At 31.7% G+C, this 20,863-nt stretch carries 19 protein-coding genes; 6 read left to right on the top strand and 13 right to left on the bottom strand.

Annotated elements, in window-relative coordinates; translation table 11 throughout:
• Positions 1–19: 19 nt before the first annotated feature.
• From H0I32_RS03300 to H0I32_RS03260, 9 genes are all read right to left on the bottom strand, one after another.
• Positions 20–514, bottom strand: coding sequence for a YqiA/YcfP family alpha/beta fold hydrolase (locus H0I32_RS03300; RefSeq protein ID WP_179314071.1), 495 nt, complete (start codon positions 512–514; stop codon positions 20–22).
• 131 nt (positions 515–645) lie between these two features.
• Positions 646–1,347, bottom strand: a complete 702-nt coding sequence (locus tag H0I32_RS03295; RefSeq protein WP_173586668.1) for a sulfite exporter TauE/SafE family protein — start codon at positions 1,345–1,347, stop codon at positions 646–648.
• On the bottom strand, positions 1,348–1,794 hold the full coding sequence (locus H0I32_RS03290) for a FixH family protein (RefSeq protein ID WP_173586669.1): 447 nt from the start codon (positions 1,792–1,794) through the stop codon (positions 1,348–1,350).
• Positions 1,795–1,864: 70 nt separating this feature from the next.
• Complete coding sequence (ccoG, locus tag H0I32_RS03285; RefSeq protein ID WP_173586670.1) at positions 1,865–3,289, bottom strand: cytochrome c oxidase accessory protein CcoG; 1,425 nt, start codon at positions 3,287–3,289, stop codon at positions 1,865–1,867.
• Positions 3,290–3,307: 18 nt separating this feature from the next.
• A complete protein-coding gene (locus H0I32_RS03280) occupies positions 3,308–4,195 on the bottom strand; it encodes a cbb3-type cytochrome c oxidase N-terminal domain-containing protein (protein ID WP_179314070.1) in 888 nt (295 codons plus the stop codon).
• Positions 4,192–4,380 (bottom strand): CcoQ/FixQ family Cbb3-type cytochrome c oxidase assembly chaperone, encoded by a 189-nt coding sequence (locus H0I32_RS03275; RefSeq protein WP_173586672.1) that lies wholly within the window; start codon positions 4,378–4,380, stop codon positions 4,192–4,194. Before H0I32_RS03275 ends, H0I32_RS03280 begins: the two co-directional genes overlap by 4 nt.
• 5 nt (positions 4,381–4,385) lie before the next feature.
• Positions 4,386–6,581 carry a cytochrome-c oxidase, cbb3-type subunit I gene (gene ccoN, locus H0I32_RS03270; protein ID WP_179314069.1) on the bottom strand — a complete coding sequence of 732 codons (2,196 nt, stop codon included), beginning with the start codon at positions 6,579–6,581 and terminating at the stop codon, positions 4,386–4,388.
• 5 nt (positions 6,582–6,586) lie between these two features.
• Entirely contained in the window at positions 6,587–6,775 is a 189-nt protein-coding gene (gene ccoS / locus H0I32_RS03265; protein ID WP_173586674.1) for a cbb3-type cytochrome oxidase assembly protein CcoS, read from the bottom strand.
• A gap of 79 nt (positions 6,776–6,854) precedes the next feature.
• Positions 6,855–9,230, bottom strand: coding sequence for a heavy metal translocating P-type ATPase (locus H0I32_RS03260; RefSeq protein ID WP_179314068.1), 2,376 nt, complete (start codon positions 9,228–9,230; stop codon positions 6,855–6,857).
• A 106-nt stretch (positions 9,231–9,336) separates the two neighbouring features.
• Between H0I32_RS03260 and H0I32_RS03255 the strand changes: the two genes are divergently transcribed.
• Together H0I32_RS03255 and H0I32_RS03250 are read left to right on the top strand one after the other, a co-directional pair.
• On the top strand, positions 9,337–10,014 hold the full coding sequence (locus H0I32_RS03255; RefSeq protein WP_173586676.1) for a Crp/Fnr family transcriptional regulator: 678 nt from the start codon (positions 9,337–9,339) through the stop codon (positions 10,012–10,014).
• 69 nt (positions 10,015–10,083) lie between these two features.
• Positions 10,084–10,332: a hypothetical protein gene (locus H0I32_RS03250; protein WP_179314067.1), complete on the top strand. Its 249-nt coding sequence runs from the start codon at positions 10,084–10,086 to the stop codon at positions 10,330–10,332.
• Positions 10,333–10,447: 115 nt separating this feature from the next.
• Here H0I32_RS03250 and H0I32_RS03245 read toward each other — a convergent pair whose 3' ends face one another.
• Positions 10,448–11,797, bottom strand: coding sequence for a DEAD/DEAH box helicase (locus tag H0I32_RS03245; RefSeq protein WP_179314066.1), 1,350 nt, complete (start codon positions 11,795–11,797; stop codon positions 10,448–10,450).
• Positions 11,798–11,839: 42 nt separating this feature from the next.
• Positions 11,840–12,730 carry an aldose 1-epimerase family protein gene (locus H0I32_RS03240; protein WP_179314065.1) on the bottom strand — a complete coding sequence of 297 codons (891 nt, stop codon included), beginning with the start codon at positions 12,728–12,730 and terminating at the stop codon, positions 11,840–11,842.
• A gap of 204 nt (positions 12,731–12,934) precedes the next feature.
• Here H0I32_RS03240 and H0I32_RS03235 point away from each other — a divergent pair, with 204 nt between their 5' ends.
• From H0I32_RS03235 to H0I32_RS03220, 4 genes are all read left to right on the top strand, one after another.
• The gene (locus H0I32_RS03235; protein ID WP_179314064.1) at positions 12,935–13,327 is read left to right on the top strand and encodes a group III truncated hemoglobin; all 393 of its coding nucleotides are present in this window, start codon (positions 12,935–12,937) and stop codon (positions 13,325–13,327) included.
• A 35-nt stretch (positions 13,328–13,362) separates the two neighbouring features.
• Positions 13,363–13,812, top strand: a complete 450-nt coding sequence (gene mscL, locus H0I32_RS03230) for a large conductance mechanosensitive channel protein MscL (RefSeq protein ID WP_179314063.1) — start codon at positions 13,363–13,365, stop codon at positions 13,810–13,812.
• A gap of 102 nt (positions 13,813–13,914) precedes the next feature.
• Positions 13,915–17,121: a cytochrome c biogenesis protein CcsA gene (gene ccsA, locus H0I32_RS03225; protein ID WP_179314062.1), complete on the top strand. Its 3,207-nt coding sequence runs from the start codon at positions 13,915–13,917 to the stop codon at positions 17,119–17,121.
• Positions 17,122–17,247: 126 nt separating this feature from the next.
• Positions 17,248–18,399 carry a trans-sulfuration enzyme family protein gene (locus H0I32_RS03220; protein WP_179314061.1) on the top strand — a complete coding sequence of 384 codons (1,152 nt, stop codon included), beginning with the start codon at positions 17,248–17,250 and terminating at the stop codon, positions 18,397–18,399.
• Here H0I32_RS03220 and H0I32_RS03215 read toward each other — a convergent pair.
• Together H0I32_RS03215 and pckA are read right to left on the bottom strand one after the other, a co-directional pair.
• Positions 18,383–19,072, bottom strand: a complete 690-nt coding sequence (locus H0I32_RS03215) for a DUF2490 domain-containing protein (RefSeq protein ID WP_179314060.1) — start codon at positions 19,070–19,072, stop codon at positions 18,383–18,385. The two genes, H0I32_RS03220 and H0I32_RS03215, sit on opposite strands and share 17 nt — an antisense overlap.
• A gap of 56 nt (positions 19,073–19,128) precedes the next feature.
• A complete protein-coding gene (pckA, locus tag H0I32_RS03210) occupies positions 19,129–20,739 on the bottom strand; it encodes a phosphoenolpyruvate carboxykinase (ATP) (protein WP_179314059.1) in 1,611 nt (536 codons plus the stop codon).
• Positions 20,740–20,863 lie beyond the last annotated feature (124 nt).

Genomic DNA, 20,863 nt, shown 5'->3' with positions numbered 1-20,863 from the left:
TACATACAATCATAATCTCCTATTCTTTAATTTTATTAAAAAACGTTTCAACTTCTTCTTTAAAAATAGATATAGGAATGCGGTGAGCTAAATGATTACGGAGATGAATATTAAAGTCGGGTTGGAGATCAATCATATTAGCTATAAATTGAAGTGTGTCTTTAGGATTAACAATAGCATCTTCAGTTCCTAAAACGATATGTTTATTGTTGCTTATTTTATGTGTGATTTCAGGTATGTTCTGTGTTGCAGGGCGTTTTGTTAATGCCGGATTGAAGAGTAGAGCAGGGCATTGAAAATGATTTGATACATAATAGCCTGCAAAGCCACCCATACTACTTCCCATAACGATATCAAAATTAATATCAGGATAGTATTCAATGATATCAATTATACTATTTGGTGCATTTTCATAATCAATTGAAGGTGAAAATACGTCTCCATAATGTTCTAAAACGATTCTTTTTTCAGGACTTAAACTGCCATTTAATCCGTGTATGTATAAAATATTCATGACGTAAATTATATGATGATGGTTATAAAATTATTTCTGCTTTAAAGATGCAATTGTATTTGCTATGATAAAAATAACTTACCTTGTTTAGCATATATCATATAATAGAATATTTTTTGAGATGAAATGATTTAATGACACTCAATAGCACTAGTGGCTGTATCTACAATTGGAGCAGGAGAGATATAAGGAATACCTAAACCTAAACCTCGAAGTATAAATAAAACCCCAATGATTATAACAAAAACAGGAATCGCTTTTTGGATGCGTTGTTTTATAGTACTATTTAAAAATTTACCTAAATAAATAGCCATTGTCATTAAAGGAATAGTCCCAAGTCCAAAAAGAAGCATATACAAACTTCCTTGAAGTAGACTGCCGCTTGCAATTGCTCCGAATACAGCCATATAGACTAATCCGCAGGGTAAAAAACCATTAAGAAATCCTATAGTTAAAAACGTATCTGCAGTTTTCTTTTTTAGAGCTTTTCCTAAGGAAGATTTTACCTTAGAAATAACTTTATAAAGTGGTTTTGAAAGATTGTATTTACCGATTATATGATGTGGTAAAAGAACCACAATAATCATTAAAGCACCAATTATTATAGATAATTGTTGTTGAATGCCAAAGATGTAAAAGCTTTTGCCAACAATACCAAAAATTAAACCGATGATACTGTAAGCAAGTAGTCTGCCAAAATGATATATTGCTATCTGACTTACTTTTTTAAATGAATTAGAACGATCTACAGGTAACATAAAAGCTATAGGTCCACACATACCTACGCAGTGTAAACTTCCTAATAGCCCAAATACAAATGCAGAAACTAACATTTAGTAAATGATTTCAGTTCTATAAATGTATGAATTATCGTTAGATTTCCAGTCTACTTTAATGTTCCAACGACCATCCAATAAACTTTTGTCAGGTATGAGCAAATTGTGTTTAGATAATGAAATTGGAATTTCAAAATCAAATTGTTTATTAGATGGTCTATATAGGAACACTGTACCTGAAATATTCTTATAATCTATATCTTCTGGGAAATTAATAATAACACCTTCGCTAGATTTTGTCCAGTTAAGATTTGTTGTTAACGTTTTAGAATGTTCTTCTTTATTTAGGTCTTCTTGAAACTCTAACTCTTGGCCATAATAATCCTCTGTTACTAAGTCATAATCATATTTATCATCTACACTCATGGTAATGATAAAGTACATGATGAAGCTAATAAAGCATAAAAATGCAATGACTATACCTGTTCCCCAATTTATTTTCATATCTTAATTTCCCTTAAAAGGGATTTTTTAAATTATTATATTTTGTGCGTTAGCAGAAAATTTAACTGTATTAATTATAACTTCTTGGTCCTAAAAAGTTAACTGTTGTAGTTTCTATCAATTCTTCATTGCTATAAACTTCAATCACCAATTTATTTTTATCACCAGATAGTTCACTTTTATCAATTTCTACAAATAAGGTTCCTTCAGCTAAATCTTGAGCAGGAACGATAAAGTTTTTTGTTGTAGAAACAAGTTTTATTGTTCCATCATACTTTCTTAATTTAAAGTTGATGTGTTCAATATCTTTCGTTGTTTTATTGACTAATTTATAAGTAAAAACGTTACTAATGATATTGCCTTCTTTGTGTTCATATAATTGACCAGGAAGTCTAAGTACTGTTGCTTCAACATCATTTCTAAGAAATAGTAAGCCTATAAAAATACCAGTTAGAATGGTTAATACGGCTATATAGCCTTTCATTCTAGGGGTTAGTTTAAACTTCTCTTTCTTTTCAATTTCGTTTTCACTAGCATATCTAATTAAACCTTTAGGAAGGTTAATACTTTCCATAATATGGTCACATTCATCAATACAAGCTGTACAGTTTACACATTCTAATTGCGTACCGTTTCTAATATCTATTCCTGTAGGACAAACATTAACACATTGTAAGCAATCTATACAATCTCCATGGCCTAAAGCTTCACGATCTTCATTTTTTCTAAACTTCTTTCTTCCATTTTCTGCTTCGCCTCGTTTATGATCATAAGCTACAACGATAGATTTTTCATCTAGTAAAACACTTTGCAATCTTCCGTAAGGACAAGCTATTATGCATACTTGTTCTCTAAACCAAGCAAAAACAAAATAGAATACCGCAGTAAAAATCAGTAGAGGAAACAGCGTACCTAAATGATCTAAAGGATTTTCTGATATGTATTTTAAAAGTTTGTCACTTCCTATTAAATAAGCTAAAAATACATTTGCTATTATAAATGAAATGATTAAAAAGATAAACCATTTTAATCCTTTCTTTCTTATTTTTTCAGCATTCCACTCTTGCTTATCTAACTTACGTTGTTTGTTTCTATCGCCTTCAATCCAATATTCAATACGACGAAAAACCATTTCCATAAAAATGGTTTGTGGACAAATCCATCCACAGAACACACGACCAAAACCTACTGTAAATAAAGCTATAAAAACAATGGAAATAAGCATTGACATAACTACAAGATAAAAATCTTGAGGCCAAAAAGGCAAGCCAAATACATTAAAACGACGTTCTAAAATGTTTAGTAATAGAAACTGATTTCCATTAATTTTAATAAATGGAGCCACCAATAAAAAGATAAGTAAACCATAGCTTACAATCTTCCTGTATTTATAAAAATGTCCACTTGGTTTTTTAGGATAAACCCAAGCGCGTTTACCTTCATCGGTTACTGTACCGATGCTATCTCTAAACGATTCTTTTTCTGATGGTTCCACTTTATTTTTTGTTCTAAATTATTCTGCAGTTTCTTCTACCCAAACGTCTCCTTCTGGAGCTTTTGGTTCTGCTGGTGTTGTACCTTGAAATTGTAAAACATAACTAGCTACCTGTGCAATTTCAGCAGGTTTTAAACTTTGTTTCCAGGCAATCATACCTTTTCCATCTCTACCACCTTCAGATACTGTTTTGAAGACATTTTTAATACCACCACCTAATATCCAATGATCGTCAGTAAGGTTAGGTCCAATACCACCACCTCCATCGATTTTATGACAAGCCACACAGTTGGTTTCAAATGTTTTTTTACCGCTATTTAAATCTGAAGCTTCAGTTAATAATTCAACGGTATTAAAATCTACTAAGTCTTTAGCTGTTTTTTTGTATTCATCAATAGCTATTTGAGCTTGAGCATATTCTGTTTCTAATTCGTCAAACTGATTATCGGCATCAAAAACTTCATATTTTATAAGATAAATGATGGCAAAAACGATTGACACATAAAAACCGTATAACCACCATGGCGGAAGGTCATTGTCTAATTCTTTTATTCCATCGTAATTATGATCTAGAATAATTTCGTGTTCTTCTTCAATGGCTTTTGCACCTAATAATTTGATGTAAGTAGTTTGTATCCAAACAAGAAGTTTAGAAGGTTTTTGAGCGTTGGCATCAAAAACAGCTTTTTCTTCTTCATCTAAACTTTGGTATAGGATATTTTTTAATGAACCAGATATTGATTCAATAGCAATTAGTATTAATAGAACTAATAATAAAAATAGTAATATTAAAGGTTGCTGAATAAATGCAGGTTCATCACCAGAATCTACAAAGTATTCTATGATTCCGAAAATGATAAAGAATATAATAGGCACTCTTAACCAAGATGGCGTTAAATTTTTCATAGTTCAGTTTGGTTTTGGTTGTTATCTAATGGTAAATTACTTACCGTCGTTATATAGTCTTTCTTTGCAGACAGTACCCACCAACATAAGATGACAAAAAAGCCAAAGAAGATAAGTAGTGAAATGATTGGATAGATTTCTATTCCAGCGATACTATCCATATAGTTTTTTACAAATTTTAGCATCTTAATTAATTTTTAGCAGTTTCAGATTCTATAATATCCTTTACTTTGATATCTGTACCTAAGCGTTGTAAATATGCTATTACGGCAACTATTTCTCTGTCTCGCATTTCAACGAACCCAGCACCACCTGCTTGTTTGTCTGCTTCATATGTAGCAGCGAAATCTGGATCAGCATAAAGGTTTTTCTCAATTTGAGTTCCTTGTTTTGTCATGTGTTGTTGCGCATTAGCAATCTCTTCTTCTGTATAAGGTACACCAAGTGTTACCATACCTTCCATCTTAGCTTCTGTTTGAGACTTGTCTAATTCATCTCTCACTAACCATTTATAAGATGGCATAATAGAACCCGATGAGGTACTTTGTGGATCATACATATGATTTAAGTGCCAATTGTCTGAATATTTTCCTCCAATACGATGTAAATCTGGACCTGTACGTTTACTTCCCCAAAGGAATGGGTGATCGTAAACATATTCACCAGCTTTAGAATATTCACCGTAACGTTCTACTTCACTTCTAAAAGGACGAATCATTTGAGAGTGACAACCCACACAACCTTCACGGATGTATATATCACGACCTTCTAATTCTAATGGTGTGTAAGGCTTAACACTAGATAGTGTTGGTATATTAGATTTAATCATAATGGTTGGTACAATTTGTACAACACCACCAATTAAAATTGCTATAGTAGCTAAAATTGTTAATTTAATTGGTTTACGTTCTAATACAGTATGCCAACCTTCACCAGCAAGTCTGTGTTTAGGTACACGTTTTAATGCAGGTGCTTCAGCTAATTCATCTTCTACACTAACTTCAGCATTTCTAATCGTAGCAATAACGTTATACAATAAGATAAGCATCCCAGTAATGTAAAGAGTTCCACCGATAGCACGCATCCAATACATTGGCATAATTTCAGTAACTGTTTCTAAGAAGTTACCATATTTTAATGTCCCATCAGGATTAAATTGTTTCCACATACTTGCTTGTGTAAATCCAGCAACATATAATGGTAAAGCATAAAATATAATACCTAGGGTTCCTATCCAGAAATGAGCATTTGCTAATTTGATAGAATATAATTTTGTTTTGAATAATCGTGGAATTAACCAATAGATCATACCAAAAGCAAGGAAACCATTCCATGCTAATGCACCAACGTGTACGTGAGCAATAATCCAATCGGTAAAGTGACCAATTGCATTTACGTTTTTAAGCGATAATAAAGGCCCTTCAAAAGTCGCCATACCATAACCGGTAAGTGCAACAACCATAAATTTTAAAACAGGATCTGTACGTACTTTATCCCAAGCACCACGCAAGGTTAAAAGTCCGTTAATCATACCACCCCATGAAGGCATTAATAACATTACAGAGAATGCTACACCTAAATTCTGAGCCCATTCTGGTAAAGCAGAATATAATAAATGGTGAGGTCCTGCCCAGATATAAATAAAGATTAAAGTCCAGAAGTGAATAATAGATAATCTATATGAGTATACAGGTCTATTAGCGGCTTTAGGTACAAAATAGTACATCAATCCTAAAAATGGAGTTGTTAAGAAAAATGCCACGGCATTATGTCCGTACCACCATTGTACTAAAGCATCTTGAACACCAGCATATACAGAATAACTTTTCATTCCACTTACAGGAAGTTCTAAACTATTAAAGATATGAAGTACTGCAACAGTAACAAACGTAGCTAGATAAAACCATAAAGCAACATATAAATGACGTTGACGACGTCTTAGCATAGTTCCAATTAGATTCCAACCAAAAACAACCCAAACCAATGTAATAGCAATATCAATCGGCCATTCTAGTTCAGCATATTCTTTAGAAGATGTATAACCCAATGGTAACGAAATTGCAGCAGCAACAATAATGGCTTGCCATCCCCAAAAGTTAATGTTACTTAAGGTATCGTTAAACATTCTGGCTTTAAGTAGACGTTGTGAAGAGTAATATACACCTGCAAAAATTGCGTTTCCAACGAAAGCGAAGATTACAGCATTGGTGTGTAATGGTCTTAATCTACCAAAACTTAGCCATGAAATGCCATCGGTTAAGTTTGGGAAAACAAACATGAATGCGAGTAGTAACCCTACTGCCATACCTACAACACCCCAAAATATAGTGGCATAGAGGAAATTTTTAACGATCTTGTTATCGTAATAGAATTGTTGTACTTCCATAGTAATTAATTGGTCTTATTGGTTTTATTAGTTGTTTTTGGTTTTTCTTTTACTAGTTCGTCTTCAAAAAGCATGCGTACAGAAGGTGTATAGCTATCGTCAAATTGACCGCTCCTTACCGCTACAATAAAAGCAATAAAGAAGATGATAGCCACAAGAATACTTATGGATAATAAAATATATATAACACTCATACCTACTGAAGTTATGGCCCAAAATTAATATTGCACCTGTTTAAAAAACATGACATTTATCATGTTTTCTTATTTTGATTCATTCTAATCGTTTACCTAAAATATTAGTTGCTATTGTTGTAAATACAACGATGCTTATTGAGCTTAAAGGCATTAAAATAGCTGCAACTACAGGTTCTAATTGTCCAGTTACGGCAAAATATAACCCAATAGTATTATAAAAAAATGAAAGTACAAAGCTCCATTTTATAATTTTTATGGCGGACTTAGATGCTGATATAAAGCTAAATAGTTGTTTAAATTTAGAAGCGTCTAATATAGCATCACAGGCTGGTGAGAATACGTTAACATCTTCAGATAAAGCGATACCAACATCACTTTGTGCTAATGCACCAGCATCATTTAAACCATCACCAATCATTAATACTTTAGCGCCTTCTGTTTGATGATATTTTATAAAGTCTAATTTATCTTCTGGTTTCTGATTGAAAATTAATTTAGTTTTAGCAGGAAGTAATTTTGTTAAGTTTTCTCGCTCTCCTTCGTTATCACCAGAAAGAATCACTAAATCATAATGTTTTTTTAGTTTGTTGAAGAGTTTTGAAACTCCTTTTCTATAGCTATTATAAAACGTGAATTTTCCTTTATAAACATTGTTAGTACTAACATGTACTGTAGTATTTAAAATAGCACTTTTATTAGGATTGCCAACAAAGCTAGATGATCCAATTTTCATGTTTAAGGCATCGTGCTTTACTTCAATACCTTTACCTATGTGCTCTTCAAAAGCATCTAGAGTGATGATATTGTTTTCTTTTAATATACTATATAATGTTCTACTTAAAGGATGATTAGATCCGCGAAGGGAATTTTTTAAAACTAAGTTCTCAGCTTCAGAAAGTAATTCGCCATCGTATTCGGCATTACTTTTTTTGTTAGAGGTAATGGTTCCTGTTTTATCAAATATAACAGTATTTATTTGTGCCAGTTTTTCAATTACACTTGCATTTTTTACATAGAATTTTTGTTTTCCAAAGATTCTAAGCATGTTTCCAAAAGTGAAAGGAGCAGAGAGAGCAATGGCGCAAGGACAGGCAATAATTAATACTGCTGTAAATACATTCATTGCTTTACTAGAGTCTACAAATAACCAAAAAACCGTTGCTATTAAAGAAATAGTTAAAATTGAAATCGTAAAATATTTACTTATAGTATTGGTGATATTTGTAAATCCTTCTTCTTTATTTTTATTGAAAACATCATTACTCCAAAGTTGTGTAAGGTAGCTTTGTTCAACAGATTTTAAGGCTTCCATTTCAATAACACCATTTGTTTGTTTTCCTCCAGCAAATAATTTATCTCCAGATTGCTTGGTGACCGTTTGTGATTCTCCGGTAACAAAACTGTAATCTATTTTAGCCTTTCCGTTTATTAAAATACCATCTATAGGAATTAATTCTTCATTCCGAATTAAAATACGATCCCCTTTTTCAATATCATAAACTTGAATTGTAGCTTCGTGTCCTTCTTTATCTATTTTGGTGACGGCAATAGGAAAATAGGATTTATAATCGCGTTCAAAGGATAAGAATTCATAGGTTTTTTGTTGAAAAAACTTTCCTGTTAATAAGAAGAAAATTAATCCTGCTAAACTGTCAAAAAATCCTGAACCTATATTCAGCGAGATTTCAATAGTACTTCTCACAAATAATACCGTAATACCTAAAGCAATAGGGACATCTATATTTAATATTTTAGCTCTTAGACCTTTAAAAGCTGAAATAAAATAATCTTGAGCAGAATAAAATACGATAGGTAAGGATAACGCAAACATTAGCCAGCGAAAGAAGAATTTGTATTGGTCGAGCCAAAATTCGTTAACCTCAAAATATTCTGGAAAGGATAAAAACATAATGTTTCCAAAACCAAAACCTGCGACTCCTAGTTTATAGATTAGGGCACGATTGATTTGTTTTTTACCCGAATTAAAATCATCTAAACTAATATAAGGTTCATAACCAATAGAACTTAATAATAAGACTACAGATTTTAAATTAGTAGTATCAGGTTTATACGTTACTCTAACTGTTTTTTTACCGAAATTAACTTGAGAATCGGTAATATTAGGATTTAATTTGTTGAGGTTTTCAAGTATCCATATACAAGAACTACAATGTATATGCGGAATATAGAGTGTTGCTATTTCTATAGTTTTATCTCTAAATTCTGTAAGTTTTTCTATGATATTTTCTTGTATAAGAAAATCATATTTACCTTCAATTTCTTTTGGAACTGCACCAGGAGAATTCTCTAAATCATAATAACAAGTAAGGTCATTTTCGTTGAAAATTTCGAAAACAGTTTTACAGCCATTACAACAAAAATGTTTGTCTTGGAACTCAATTGGGTGATGCCCACAGTCATCCCCACAGTGAAAACAAGTGTTGTTTTCCATTTTATAATTTGCTCATTTATACCTACCGCAAAAGTATTAAAACTACCAAGTAATATCTATGATATATGTCATGTTTTACGTAACTTTGAATTTAATAGTTTCTGCAATGAGTAAGTGCCAACAATGTATTGTTAAACAGTTTAATGCTTTAAAAGCGTTAGGTAAAGAAGATTTAATTCGTATCTCTGGCTGTAAGACTTCAAAGAGTGTAAAAAAAGGAGAAATTCTTTTTAGAGAAGGAGAAAGTGTTAACGGTATCTATTGTATAAAAGATGGTGTTTGTAAGTTATCTAAGTTGAGTGCAAACGGTAAGGAACAAATTGTAAAACTAGTAGTGAGAGGTGATTTAATAGGGCAGCGCTCTTTGGTTACTGATGAGAAATCTAACCTTACTGCAATTGCTGTAAATGAGATGCAAGTTTGTTTTATTCCTAAAAGTGAGGTTCTTCATGATTTATCTAGAAATGCAAGTTTTTCTTTAGACATGCTTCAAGACATGGCAAAAGAGTTGAGGTTAGCCGATAATATTATAGTAGACATGGCTCAGAAACCTGTAAAACAACGCTTAGCGGATGTTTTAATTTATTTGTACAATACTTTTGGAAATGATGATAAAGATTATTTAGGAGTTATCCTTTCTCGGGAAGATTATGCTAGTATTGTTGGTACCGCAACAGAATCTGCGATTAGAATTTTATCTCAATTTAAAAAAGAAGGTCTAATATCGACCAGAGGAAAACATATAAAAATTTTAGATTTAGAAGGTTTAAAACGTATTGAATAATACCGTTTAAATTGATAGATAGTAACTACGATTGATTAAGTTGAATCTTATTAAAAAAAAATAAAAAACATGAATAAATTTAAGCTATCATTAATCTTAATCCTTGTCTTTTCTTTAGACTGTTTTGCGCACCAATCTGGTGATAATGGAGTAAGAAATACTGCTATAAGTAGCGGAATTGGATTAGGTAGTGTTTTAGCTGTAGTTGTTTCTTGGGAAAGAAATAAATCTGTTTTATTAGCTTTTTTACACGGTATTTTTAGTTGGCTTTATGTGATCTATTTTGTGTTGACTAGAAGGCCAGAAGAAAAGCGTTAAAAGAGATTGAATATAAGTCTTACAATCTTATTAGATCAAATGAGATTGTAAGACTTACTTTTAAGTGAAATTTGTTTAAAGATTGTTACAAACTGAAGATTTAGTGTAACAATTTTTACTTCTTATTCCTGTTATTATAATTTTTATCCCCTCTTGTTTTTGGCTTTTTGTATTTAGCCGCAATCTTAAACTTATAAGAACCACCTAAATTTTCTTTAGAGTTCTTTTCAGATTTTTCATGGAATGCTGGTCCTGGTGCATCTGCATCAGTACGTTTAATAGGATTATTATGTTCTCTAATTTGTGGACGTTCTTCTTCTATTAATTCCGTAGAAATTTCAACATATTCAGGGATATCGAGAGTTTCAATTTTCATTTGCATTAACTCTTCAATACGCTCTAAACCTTCTTGCTCTTTATTTGTAGAGAATAAAATAGATTGTCCTTCTTTCTCGGCACGACCGGTTCTACCAATTCTGTGCATATAGTTTTCTGGATAATCAGGTGTGTCAAAGTTAATAACATGAGAAACGCCTTCAATATCTAACCCTCTTGCCATAACGTCAGTGGCAACAAGTAATCTGTTTTCTCCTTCTCTAAATTGTTCAATACTACGTAATCTGTAATTTTGAGTTTTGTTAGAGTGAATAACACAAGATTGGTTTGGAAATAATTCTTCAAGTTGATCAAATAAGCGATCAGCCATTCTCTTATAAGCAACGAAAATTAAGACTTTAGAAAACTCGTCTTTATCTCCAATTAATTCTTGTAGCAGATTAACTTTGGTATAAAAATTAGGAACATCGTAACGAACTTGTGATATGTTTTCTAAAGGAGTACCTGAGACTGCAATAGATATTTTTGATGGCTTTTTGAAGAAATCTACAATTAATTCATCAACATCTTTAGTCATTGTCGCCGAATACATAATGTTTTGTCGACGTTCTGGTAAAATATCAAATATATTAAGGAGTTGATGTCTAAAGCCTAAATCTAACATTACATCAACTTCGTCAATTACTAATTTCTGAATAGATTTTAATTTTAAAACTCTACTCACAGCTAAATCATACAAACGCCCTGGTGTAGCAACAATAATATCTTGTCCTTGTGCAACAGCTTGCTTTTGTGTGTTAATGTTAGTTCCTCCGTAAACACCCAAAACACGATTGTTAATGTATTTAGAAAGTTTTTCAATCTCACTTACAACCTGTACAACCAATTCTCTTGTTGGTACTAAAATTAAAACTCTTGGGTTTTCTTGTTTAGAATAGGCAAGGCTTTTAAGTATCGGTAGCATATAGGCAAAGGTTTTACCTGTACCTGTTTGCGCTATACCTACAACATCTTTACCTGCAGCAACTACATTAAAAGATTCTGCTTGGATAGGAGTAGGAGTTGTAAAACCTAAATCGTCTAAAGCGTTGTATAAAGGTGTATTTAAATTAAGGTCGTTAAAAGTCACGTTGTAAAATTTTGTTGCAAAGCTACCACTTTATTAATCAACTTACACTAATCGGCTTTTTTCTATTTCAATATAGTAAGCAGCACTGTATTTAGTACTTGGTTCTAGCTCTAAAATACCTTCTTTATTCTCTATCTTTTGATCTGTTGTTTCATTATCTGCAAAACCTAACCAAGGCTCAATACAAATGTAAGGAGCATTTGGTTTTGCCCAAATTCCTATTTGATCAAAATCTTCAAAGGTCATTGTTAAGAGTTTTCCTTTGGTTTTATGTTTTAAACTTACAATTCTTGATTTTAAATCTTTAAAAATTAAAGCATCTTCAATAAATAAATCAGGATGTAAATTAATTTTGTTACCATCAGTAAAAGCAGGTTTCGTTTTTTGTGTAAGCAAACCTATATCCATATTTAATAAATAAGATTCGCTGTCTTCTGTTTGTTCAAATTCTAAATAATAATCGGTGTAATCTTCATCATCTGAAATCGGGCAATTAAAAGCGGGGTGACCTCCTAAAGAAAAATAAAGTGTTTTTTCGTCTAAATTTGTAACGGAGTGGTTTATACTTATAATGTTTTTAGAAAGTGTATAGGTAATTTCAAATTCAAATTTAAAAGGATATAAGGTAAATAGCTCTTCATCTGAAATTAAAGAAAATGTAATGCTCGAATTAGATTGGTTTTTAACAGTGAAATTTTCATTATGTCTAGCAAAACCATGCTTGGGCATATGGTATGTTTTACCGTTGTAGATGTAAGTATCATCTTTCATGCTGCCAATTATGGGAAACAAATTAGGCGCATGACTTCCCCAAATATTTGGATCTGCCTGCCATAAAAATTCGGTTTCATTTTTTACAGAGGTAATATTACTTAACTCAACACCTTTAGATTTTATATTGATATTTAACAGGTCATTTTTTAAGCTGTACATTCGTCTAGGGTTTTATTTTTTAAAGATACAATTCTTATGTTTTTTATGCCATTAGATTATGAGAATTTAACTCATGTTTTTATTCATTCTTAATGAATGATATCAATGCTGTGAAAATATTAAAGAGAAGAAATATATTGAGAAACTTGAGATGTAAACTATTATAATTGTACAATCTATTTTTAAATATAAAAAATTAAATTAATGAAAAAAAAAGATCTAAAAAACAGAAAAGATGTATATCTATTAGTTTCTGAATTTTACAAAAAAGTAAGAAAAGATGAGGAATTAGGTCCGTTTTTTAATGAAACCATAAAAGATTGGGATGCCCATTTAGATCATTTAACCACATTTTGGGAATCTAGTTTATTTCTAAAAACAAAATACTCTGGAAATCCTTTAGAAGCGCACACTAGGGTAGATGCTGCATTTGGCCATAGTATTACAGAATTACATTTTGGTATATGGTTGAATTTATGGTTTCAGACTATAGATGAATTATTTGAAGGAGATTATGCAGAGAATGCCAAACGCAGAGCTCGTAAAATGGGAACTTTTATGTACATGAATATTTTTGCTGCAAGAAACTCAGAATAATAATTTGCACCTTATAATTATTAAATACGATAAGAATGGGCTTATTAAAAGAGTTTAAAGAATTTGCTGTAAAAGGAAATATGATGGATATGGCAATTGGTATCATCATTGGAGCAGCATTTAATAAAGTAATAGATGTCTTGGCTAAAGAGGTTATTTTGCCACCTTTATCTTTATTAACTGATGGTGTAAATATTGGAGAAAAGAAATTAGTATTAAGAGATGCTATTTTAGATGCAACAGGAGCCATTAAAATAAGCGAGGTTTCTGTAGCTTATGGAAAATTATCAGAAGTGTTTTTAGATTTTTTAATCATTGGGTTTACAGTTTTTATTATTGTAAAATTCATGAATCGCCTTAGAACTAAATCTCACGATGCAAAGGATAAAACAGTAGTGACACCAAAAGATATTCAGCTTTTATCAGACCTAAAAGAATTGATGATAGAGCAAAATAGAATGCTAAAAGCAAATACAACTAAGTAAGCTCTTTTTTTACTAGAATTTTAACATCTTTAGAGGTATTAAACCCTTTATGTTAATCGTTAAAAACTATATCTTTGCGCGAGCTTAAAAAAGCCTATTGTTATGCAAAAGAAAATCGCCAATTTACTATTCTCCACAAAACTTACTGCGTTTTTATTTATTGCCTTTGCCGTTGCTATGGCTGTAGGTACTATTTTAGATAGAAACATGGATACTTCCCCAACGCCATACACCCGCACATTAATTTATAATGCCTGGTGGTTTGAAGCTATAATGGTGTTTTTTGTAATCAATTTCGCAGGTAATATTTTTAGATACCGTTTATATAAAAAAGAAAAATGGGCAACCTTAATATTACATTTATCTTTTGTTTTTATTCTTTTAGGCGCTTTTATTACACGTTATGTAGGGTTTGAAGGAATGATGCCAATTAGAGAAGGTGAAACTCAAAGCGAATTTTTCTCACAAAAAACATATATAAGTGGTCGTATTTTAGGCGATTATAAAGTGAATGGTCAGTTGCAACAACGCCGAATAGAAGAAGCTGTAGACTTTTCACCACGCTTAAATAATACTTTTAGTGAAACCTTTGATTATGGAGGTACTGAAGTTCATATTGAATTAGAAGAATTTATTGAAAGTGCAGAGCAAGATATTATTCTTAATGAAACAGGAAAGCGTTATTTAAAAATAGTTGAAGGTACCCAAAGCGGGCCACACAATCATTTTTTAGAAGAAGGTAAAGTTACCAATCTTCATAATACTTTAATCTCTTTAAATAAATTTCAAGAAGGTGCTATAAATATTTCAGAAACTGAAGATGGTTTATTTATTCAGTCTCCTTACGAAGGTGAATATATGACTATGGCTACTATGGCAACCGGTAAATTAGTTAAAGACAGTTTACAGCCTTTAATCTTAAGATCGAGGTATGTAATAGGTGATATGCAGATAGTGATGCCAAAACCGATAGCGAAAGGTGACTTTGGAATTATAGAAAAGCCAGAACTGTTTAAAACCAATAACGATGACGACGGACTTGTTTTAAATGTTACAGTTAATGGTGAAACAAAAAAAGTTGGCTTATTAGGTGGATCTGGTTCTAATAACGAATTTGAAGAAATTGAAGTTGGTGGATTAGAAATAGCATTAAAATATGGACCTAAAGCATTAAAATTACCTTTTGAAATTAAATTGAATGATTTTATTGCAGAAAAATATCCTGGTACAGAAAAAGCATATTCATCTTATGAGAGTAAAATAACTGTTTTAGATAAAGAAGATGGTGATTTTGATTATCGCGTATATATGAACCATGTTTTAGATCATAAAGGTTATCGCTTTTTTCAAGCTAGTTTTCACCCCGATGAAAAAGGAACTGTACTTTCTGTAAACCATGATTTTTGGGGAACTAATATCACTTATATTGGTTATATGTTATTGTATTTTGGATTGTTAGCTATTCTTTTTGCTAAGCATACACGCTTTGATGAAATTAGAACAAGACTTGGTAAAATAAAGCAGAAGAAAGCTAAGATGATGACTATGATTTTGCTTTTAATCAGTTTCTCTGGTTTTACACAAGAGCATTCAGAAGATGATAGTCATAATCATGGAAATCAGCCAGGAAAAGAACAAATAGATTCTATTTTAAGAGTACACATCACACCAAAGGAGCATACCGCTAAGTTTTCAAAAATGGTAGTTCAAGATTATGGTGGTCGTATGATGCCGATGCATACTTATGCTTCAGAAATGTTAAGGAAGTTGAGTAAAAGTGATGTTTACGAAGATTTTGATGCCGATCAAGTTTTCTTATCTATTCAAGAAAGTCCGATGCTTTGGTACAATGTGCCAATCATTTATTTAAAATCTAGAAAAGCAGATTCTATCAGAACTATAATAGGTATTGACTACGACGAGCAATACTCAAGACTTGTTGACTTTTTTACACCAGATGGGCGTTATAAATTAGCGCCATATTTAGAAGAGGCCTATAAAACAACAGAGCCAAACGGATTTCAAAAAGAAGTAAAAGAAGCAGATTCTAGAGTTAATTTATTATACAATGCCATAGAAGGACGTACTGTAAAAATATTTCCTGTTCCTAATGACGAAAATAATAAGTGGATTTCTTCTCTAGAATTTAGAGAACAAGAATATAGAGAAAAAATAACAGATACTTTATATGGTAACTTTATAAACAATGGTTTTAGTGCTTATTTAGTAACGCTCAATAACGCGAAACAAACAGGAGATTATTCTAAAGCAGAAGAATTACTTAACGGCATTAAAAAAACTCAACAACGTTACGGTAGTAAAGTAATGTTATCTGATGATAAGATAGATGCTGAAATTCTATATAATGATTATGATATTTTTAAACGATTATTTAGCTGGTATATGTATGCTAGTACGGTATTGTTTATTCTTATTATTATTCAGATTTTTAAATATAGAAGTAAGTGGTTAAATATTGCTATTAAAGTATTAATAGGTGTTATTATAGCATTATTTGTATTGCATTTAGGCGGATTAGCATTACGTTGGTATTTATCAGGGCATGCACCTTGGAGTGATGCTTATGAGTCTATGATTTATGTAGCTTGGTCCGTAATGTTATTTGGGCTATTGTTAGGTGTTAAAAAGAGTAGTTTAACTATTGCTGCATCAGCATTTGTTTGTTCTATGATTTTAATGGTAGCACACTGGAACTGGATGGATCCTGCAATTGCAAATCTTCAACCCGTATTACAGGGCTATTGGTTAATGATTCACGTTTCTGTAATTGTAGCAAGTTATGGTCCTTTTGCTATTGGAATGATCTTAGGAGTTGTGTCATTATTTCTTATGATTTTTACAACTAAAGAGAATAAGGATCGTATGCTAATCAACATAAAAGAATTAACCATTATTAATGAAATGGCTTTAACCGTTGGTTTAGTAATGCTTAGTATTGGAAACTTCCTTGGTGGTATGTGGGCTAACGAAAGTTGGGGTCGTTACTGGGGATGGGATCCAAAAGAAACTTGGGCACTTATTAGTATTATGATTTATGCTTTTGTAATCCACATGCGTTTGGTGCCAGGGCTAAGAAGCCGTTGGATTTATAACTTAATGTCAATAATTGCCTTTGGTAGTATTCTAATGACTTATTTTGGTGTAAATTTCTACTTATCAGGATTACATTCTTACGCTAGTGGAGATCAAATTTTAAGTTTCCAGTTTATAGCAATTACATTAGGTGTAATTGGTGTGTTAGGAATTTTATCTTACTTACAGCATAAAAAATATTATAAAAATAAATAACGGTTTTATTTTTTTAAAGTTGAAGAAATTGGTTGATGAACATAAAAGTTTGTCAACCAATTTTATTTTTATATTAACACCATTTACTTTCCTTTTTATTAATTTTAGAATCTAAAAAGAAAAGCAATGTCAAAGAAAAAATTAGGTTTAAATACCATTTGTACACATGTAGGAGAAGTAAAAGATGAACAATTTAAAGGGGCTGTTTCGCCAATGTACTTAAGTTCTTCTTATGAGTTTTTAGATGTTGAGGTAAAACGTTATCCGCGTTATTTTAATACACCAAATCAAGCGTATTTGGCAAAGAAAATAGCAGCTTTAGAGCATACTGAATCTGCATTGATATTTGGTTCTGGGATGGCTGCCATTAGTACCATGTTTTTAGCTTTTTTAAAACAAGGAGATCATTTAGTGGTTCAAAATACTTTGTACGGTGGAACGGTTAATTTTATAAAAGAAGAATTTCCTAAATATGGAATTGAATTCACGTTTACCAATGGTTATAAAGTTGAAGATTTTGACGAAGCTATAAAACCAAACACCAAATTAATTCATATTGAAACGCCTTCAAATCCTTTAATGACTATTACGGATATTAGAGCGATTGCTAAATTAGGAAAGGCTAGAGGTGTCTTAACTTCTATAGATAATACATTTGCTTCGCCTGTAAATCAAAACCCAATGGATTTGGGTATAGATATGGTAATGCATTCTGCTACAAAATACTTAGGTGGTCATAGCGATATACTTGCAGGGGTTGTAGCAAGTACAGAAGAACATATAGAACGCATTTGGAATGTCGGTAAAAATTTAGGTGGAAACTTAAGTGATATGACCGTTTGGATGTTAGAGCGTAGTATGAAAACTTTAGGCTTACGTGTTAAAGCCCAAACAAACAATGCTATGAAATTAGCCAAATGGCTAGAGAAACACCCTAAAGTAGCTAAAGTTTATTATCCAGGATTAAAATCGCATCCAGAGCACAAATTAGCTAAATCTCAAATGAGTGGTTATGGTGCGATGTTGTCTTTTGAATTGACTGAAGATTTAGATGCCTATAAATTTCAAAAGGAATTGCAGCTTATTAAATCATCTATGAGTTTAGCAGGAGTAGAAAGTACGGTAATTTCTCCGCACTTAACTTCTCATGCTTTATTAACTCAAGAAGAACGTGATGCCGTTGGTATTAGTGATCAGTTAATTCGTTTTTCTGTTGGAATAGAAGAAGTAAAGGATTTAAAGCAAGACATCAATCAAGCAATTATGGCTTTAAAGTAGTTTTAGGTTTTCTAGAATCGGTTTGAATGCTAATACCTACTTGGATTCTATTTAGATTTTTTTTCTTAGCATGACGTTTTAAATAACCCATTTGTAGTTGCGCATGTTTTAAAATATTGAAACCTATACCAGCATAAAATCGGTTTTCATGAAATACTTGATCCTGAAAATTAACAAAAGGTTCTTCAGTAAGTCCTAAAAATAAGGTTTTACTTAAAGGGTATTTTAAGCTTAATCGATAACGGAATCGGTGTTGTAGTTCATTTCTATCTGTGTATTCTAAAAAACGTTGTTCAAATCTTAAGCGGTGTTGTATACTTAGGCTACCTAACTTATGCTTTTTGGAGTATTGCTCCATAATTCTATGTTCAATAGTATTAGGTTTTTTGTCGCTACCTAAATAGCTATCTATATCTAAATAAGCAGCAGCAAGTGTTAAGGTTTGGCTATTTTTAATATGATAATTAGCATTCAGACTTAAAAAAGTAAGATTATAATTTGATGTCGGTTCATAGAACCTTAATTCGGCATAAGGCATTAAACTAAAGTGATCTGTAAATGTATGGTTTACGCCAAGTGTATACCAGGCTCCTAAATAATCTTCAGATGTATTTTGAGCATTTAATGCTGCACTTGTGCAAAGCACTAAAAATAAGGCTAAGATTTTTTTCATAATATTTAAAACAAAAAAGAGCCCTAAATAGGGCTCTTTTTTAATTATGTTAATAATTAAACGTGATCGTTTAAGTGATGATGTTCATCAATTAATGGCCCACCTTCTATGATTTGTTCAGAAGCTTCACTAGCAAATTTCTCGAAGTTTAAGTGGAATGAATGTGCTAATTGAATTGACTTACTGATGTAATCTCCTTTTTCTTTCCAAGTGTTCATTGGATCTAAAATTTCATTAGGAACATTAGGACAAGTTTTTGGCATAAATAAACCAAATATTGGGTGTTGGCTAAATTCAGCGTTATCTAATTCTCCATCTAAGATCGCTGTGATCATAGCTCTCGTGTATTTTAATTTAATACGAGATCCTACTCCGTAAGGTCCTGCACTCCATCCTGTATTAATCAACCAAACGTTAACACCTGCATCTTGCATTTTTTTACTTAGCATTTCTGCATATTTTGTTGGGTGTAATGGCATAAATGGTTCTCCAAAACAAGCAGAGAATGATGGTACTGGTTCAGTAATACCTGCTTCTGTACCTGCAACTTTAGCTGTATAACCAGAAATAAAGTGATAAGCAGCTTGTCCTGGTGTTAACTTAGATACTGGAGGTAATACACCAAATGCATCTGCTGTTAAGAAAAATATGTTTTTAGGGTTTCCTGCGTAAGAAGGAACTTGGATATTATCAATATTATAGATTGGGTAACTTACACGTGTGTTTTGTGTAATACTGCTATCCATATAATCAACTTCACCATTATCTTTAAAAACTACGTTTTCTAAGATAGCACCTGGTTTAACAGCTCTAAAGATGTCTGGTTCTTTTTCTTCTGATAAGTCAATAACTTTTGCGTAACATCCACCTTCAAAATTAAAGATATTATTGTCAGCTGTCCATCCATGTTCATCATCACCAATTAATTTACGAGTTGGATCTGCAGATAATGTTGTTTTACCAGTTCCTGATAATCCAAAGAAAATTGCAGTATCACCAGCTTCACCAACATTTGCAGAACAGTGCATTGGTAAAACATTTTTCTCAACTGGTAATACAAAGTTAAGAGAAGAGAATATACCTTTTTTAATTTCTCCTGTATAAGCAGAACCACCAATTAAAGCTACTTTTTTAGAGAAGTTAAGAATAGAGAAGTTTCCTTGACGTAAACCAACAGCTTTAGGGTCTGGAGCTTCATAACCTGGAGCACAAAGTACTAACCAATCTTCTTTAAAGTTTTCTAATTCAGACTCATCTGATCTTAAAAACATGTTATAAGTAAACATGTTAGACCAAGGTAATTCTGTTACAGTTCTAACGTTTGTTTTATATTCTGGGTCAGCACATACATAAGCATCTCTTACGTAGATTTCTTTACCACTTAAGTATTTTGTTATTTCAGTTTGTAAAAGTTCAAAATTTTCTGTAGAGATAGCTTTATTTGTTTTCCCCCACCAAACACGATCAGCAGTATAATCGTCTTTAACAATAAAACGATCTTGAGGAGAACGTCCTGTATATTTTCCTGTATTTACAGCAAGTGTTCCATTAGCAGTTTCCTTACCCATACCTTTTTCAACTGTGATACGTTGTAATTCTTCAGGTGATAAATTCCAATGTGCATTGGTGTCTTTTAGTCCGTACTTTGTGAGATCTCTTGTTTTCATGTTTGATTTATTTTATAAAGTTTCTATAATTTAATTGTTTTCTTACTTTTAATTATAGTGTAAAGATATAGGCATTAACAAGTATTATTTATGACGAAAGTCATACTTTGAATCTATTATGAAT

Source organism: Winogradskyella sp. HaHa_3_26, assembly GCF_019278425.1.
GTDB classification, from domain to species: Bacteria; Bacteroidota; Bacteroidia; order Flavobacteriales; family Flavobacteriaceae; genus Winogradskyella; species Winogradskyella undariae.
The sequence above is the reverse complement of the archived record's forward strand: the minus strand, read 5'-3'. Positions and strand labels throughout refer to the sequence as shown.

What these genes read in the sequence shown, in the direction of transcription:
- H0I32_RS03300 (WP_179314071.1), bottom strand. Translation starts at nt 514, where the DNA reads ATGAATATTTTATACATACACGGATTAAATGGCAGTTTAAGTCCTGAA.
- H0I32_RS03295 (WP_173586668.1), bottom strand. Translation starts at nt 1,347, where the DNA reads ATGTTAGTTTCTGCATTTGTATTTGGGCTATTAGGAAGTTTACACTGC.
- H0I32_RS03290 (WP_173586669.1), bottom strand. Translation starts at nt 1,794, where the DNA reads ATGAAAATAAATTGGGGAACAGGTATAGTCATTGCATTTTTATGCTTT.
- H0I32_RS03280 (WP_179314070.1), bottom strand. Translation starts at nt 4,195, where the DNA reads ATGAAAAATTTAACGCCATCTTGGTTAAGAGTGCCTATTATATTCTTT.
- H0I32_RS03275 (WP_173586672.1), bottom strand. Translation starts at nt 4,380, where the DNA reads ATGCTAAAATTTGTAAAAAACTATATGGATAGTATCGCTGGAATAGAA.
- ccoN (WP_179314069.1), bottom strand. Translation starts at nt 6,581, where the DNA reads ATGGAAGTACAACAATTCTATTACGATAACAAGATCGTTAAAAATTTC.
- ccoS (WP_173586674.1), bottom strand. Translation starts at nt 6,775, where the DNA reads ATGAGTGTTATATATATTTTATTATCCATAAGTATTCTTGTGGCTATC.
- H0I32_RS03260 (WP_179314068.1), bottom strand. Translation starts at nt 9,230, where the DNA reads ATGGAAAACAACACTTGTTTTCACTGTGGGGATGACTGTGGGCATCAC.
- H0I32_RS03255 (WP_173586676.1), top strand. Translation starts at nt 9,337, where the DNA reads ATGAGTAAGTGCCAACAATGTATTGTTAAACAGTTTAATGCTTTAAAA.
- H0I32_RS03250 (WP_179314067.1), top strand. Translation starts at nt 10,084, where the DNA reads ATGAATAAATTTAAGCTATCATTAATCTTAATCCTTGTCTTTTCTTTA.
- H0I32_RS03240 (WP_179314065.1), bottom strand. Translation starts at nt 12,730, where the DNA reads ATGTACAGCTTAAAAAATGACCTGTTAAATATCAATATAAAATCTAAA.
- H0I32_RS03235 (WP_179314064.1), top strand. Translation starts at nt 12,935, where the DNA reads ATGAAAAAAAAAGATCTAAAAAACAGAAAAGATGTATATCTATTAGTT.
- mscL (WP_179314063.1), top strand. Translation starts at nt 13,363, where the DNA reads ATGGGCTTATTAAAAGAGTTTAAAGAATTTGCTGTAAAAGGAAATATG.
- ccsA (WP_179314062.1), top strand. Translation starts at nt 13,915, where the DNA reads ATGCAAAAGAAAATCGCCAATTTACTATTCTCCACAAAACTTACTGCG.
- H0I32_RS03220 (WP_179314061.1), top strand. Translation starts at nt 17,248, where the DNA reads ATGTCAAAGAAAAAATTAGGTTTAAATACCATTTGTACACATGTAGGA.
- H0I32_RS03215 (WP_179314060.1), bottom strand. Translation starts at nt 19,072, where the DNA reads ATGAAAAAAATCTTAGCCTTATTTTTAGTGCTTTGCACAAGTGCAGCA.
- pckA (WP_179314059.1), bottom strand. Translation starts at nt 20,739, where the DNA reads ATGAAAACAAGAGATCTCACAAAGTACGGACTAAAAGACACCAATGCA.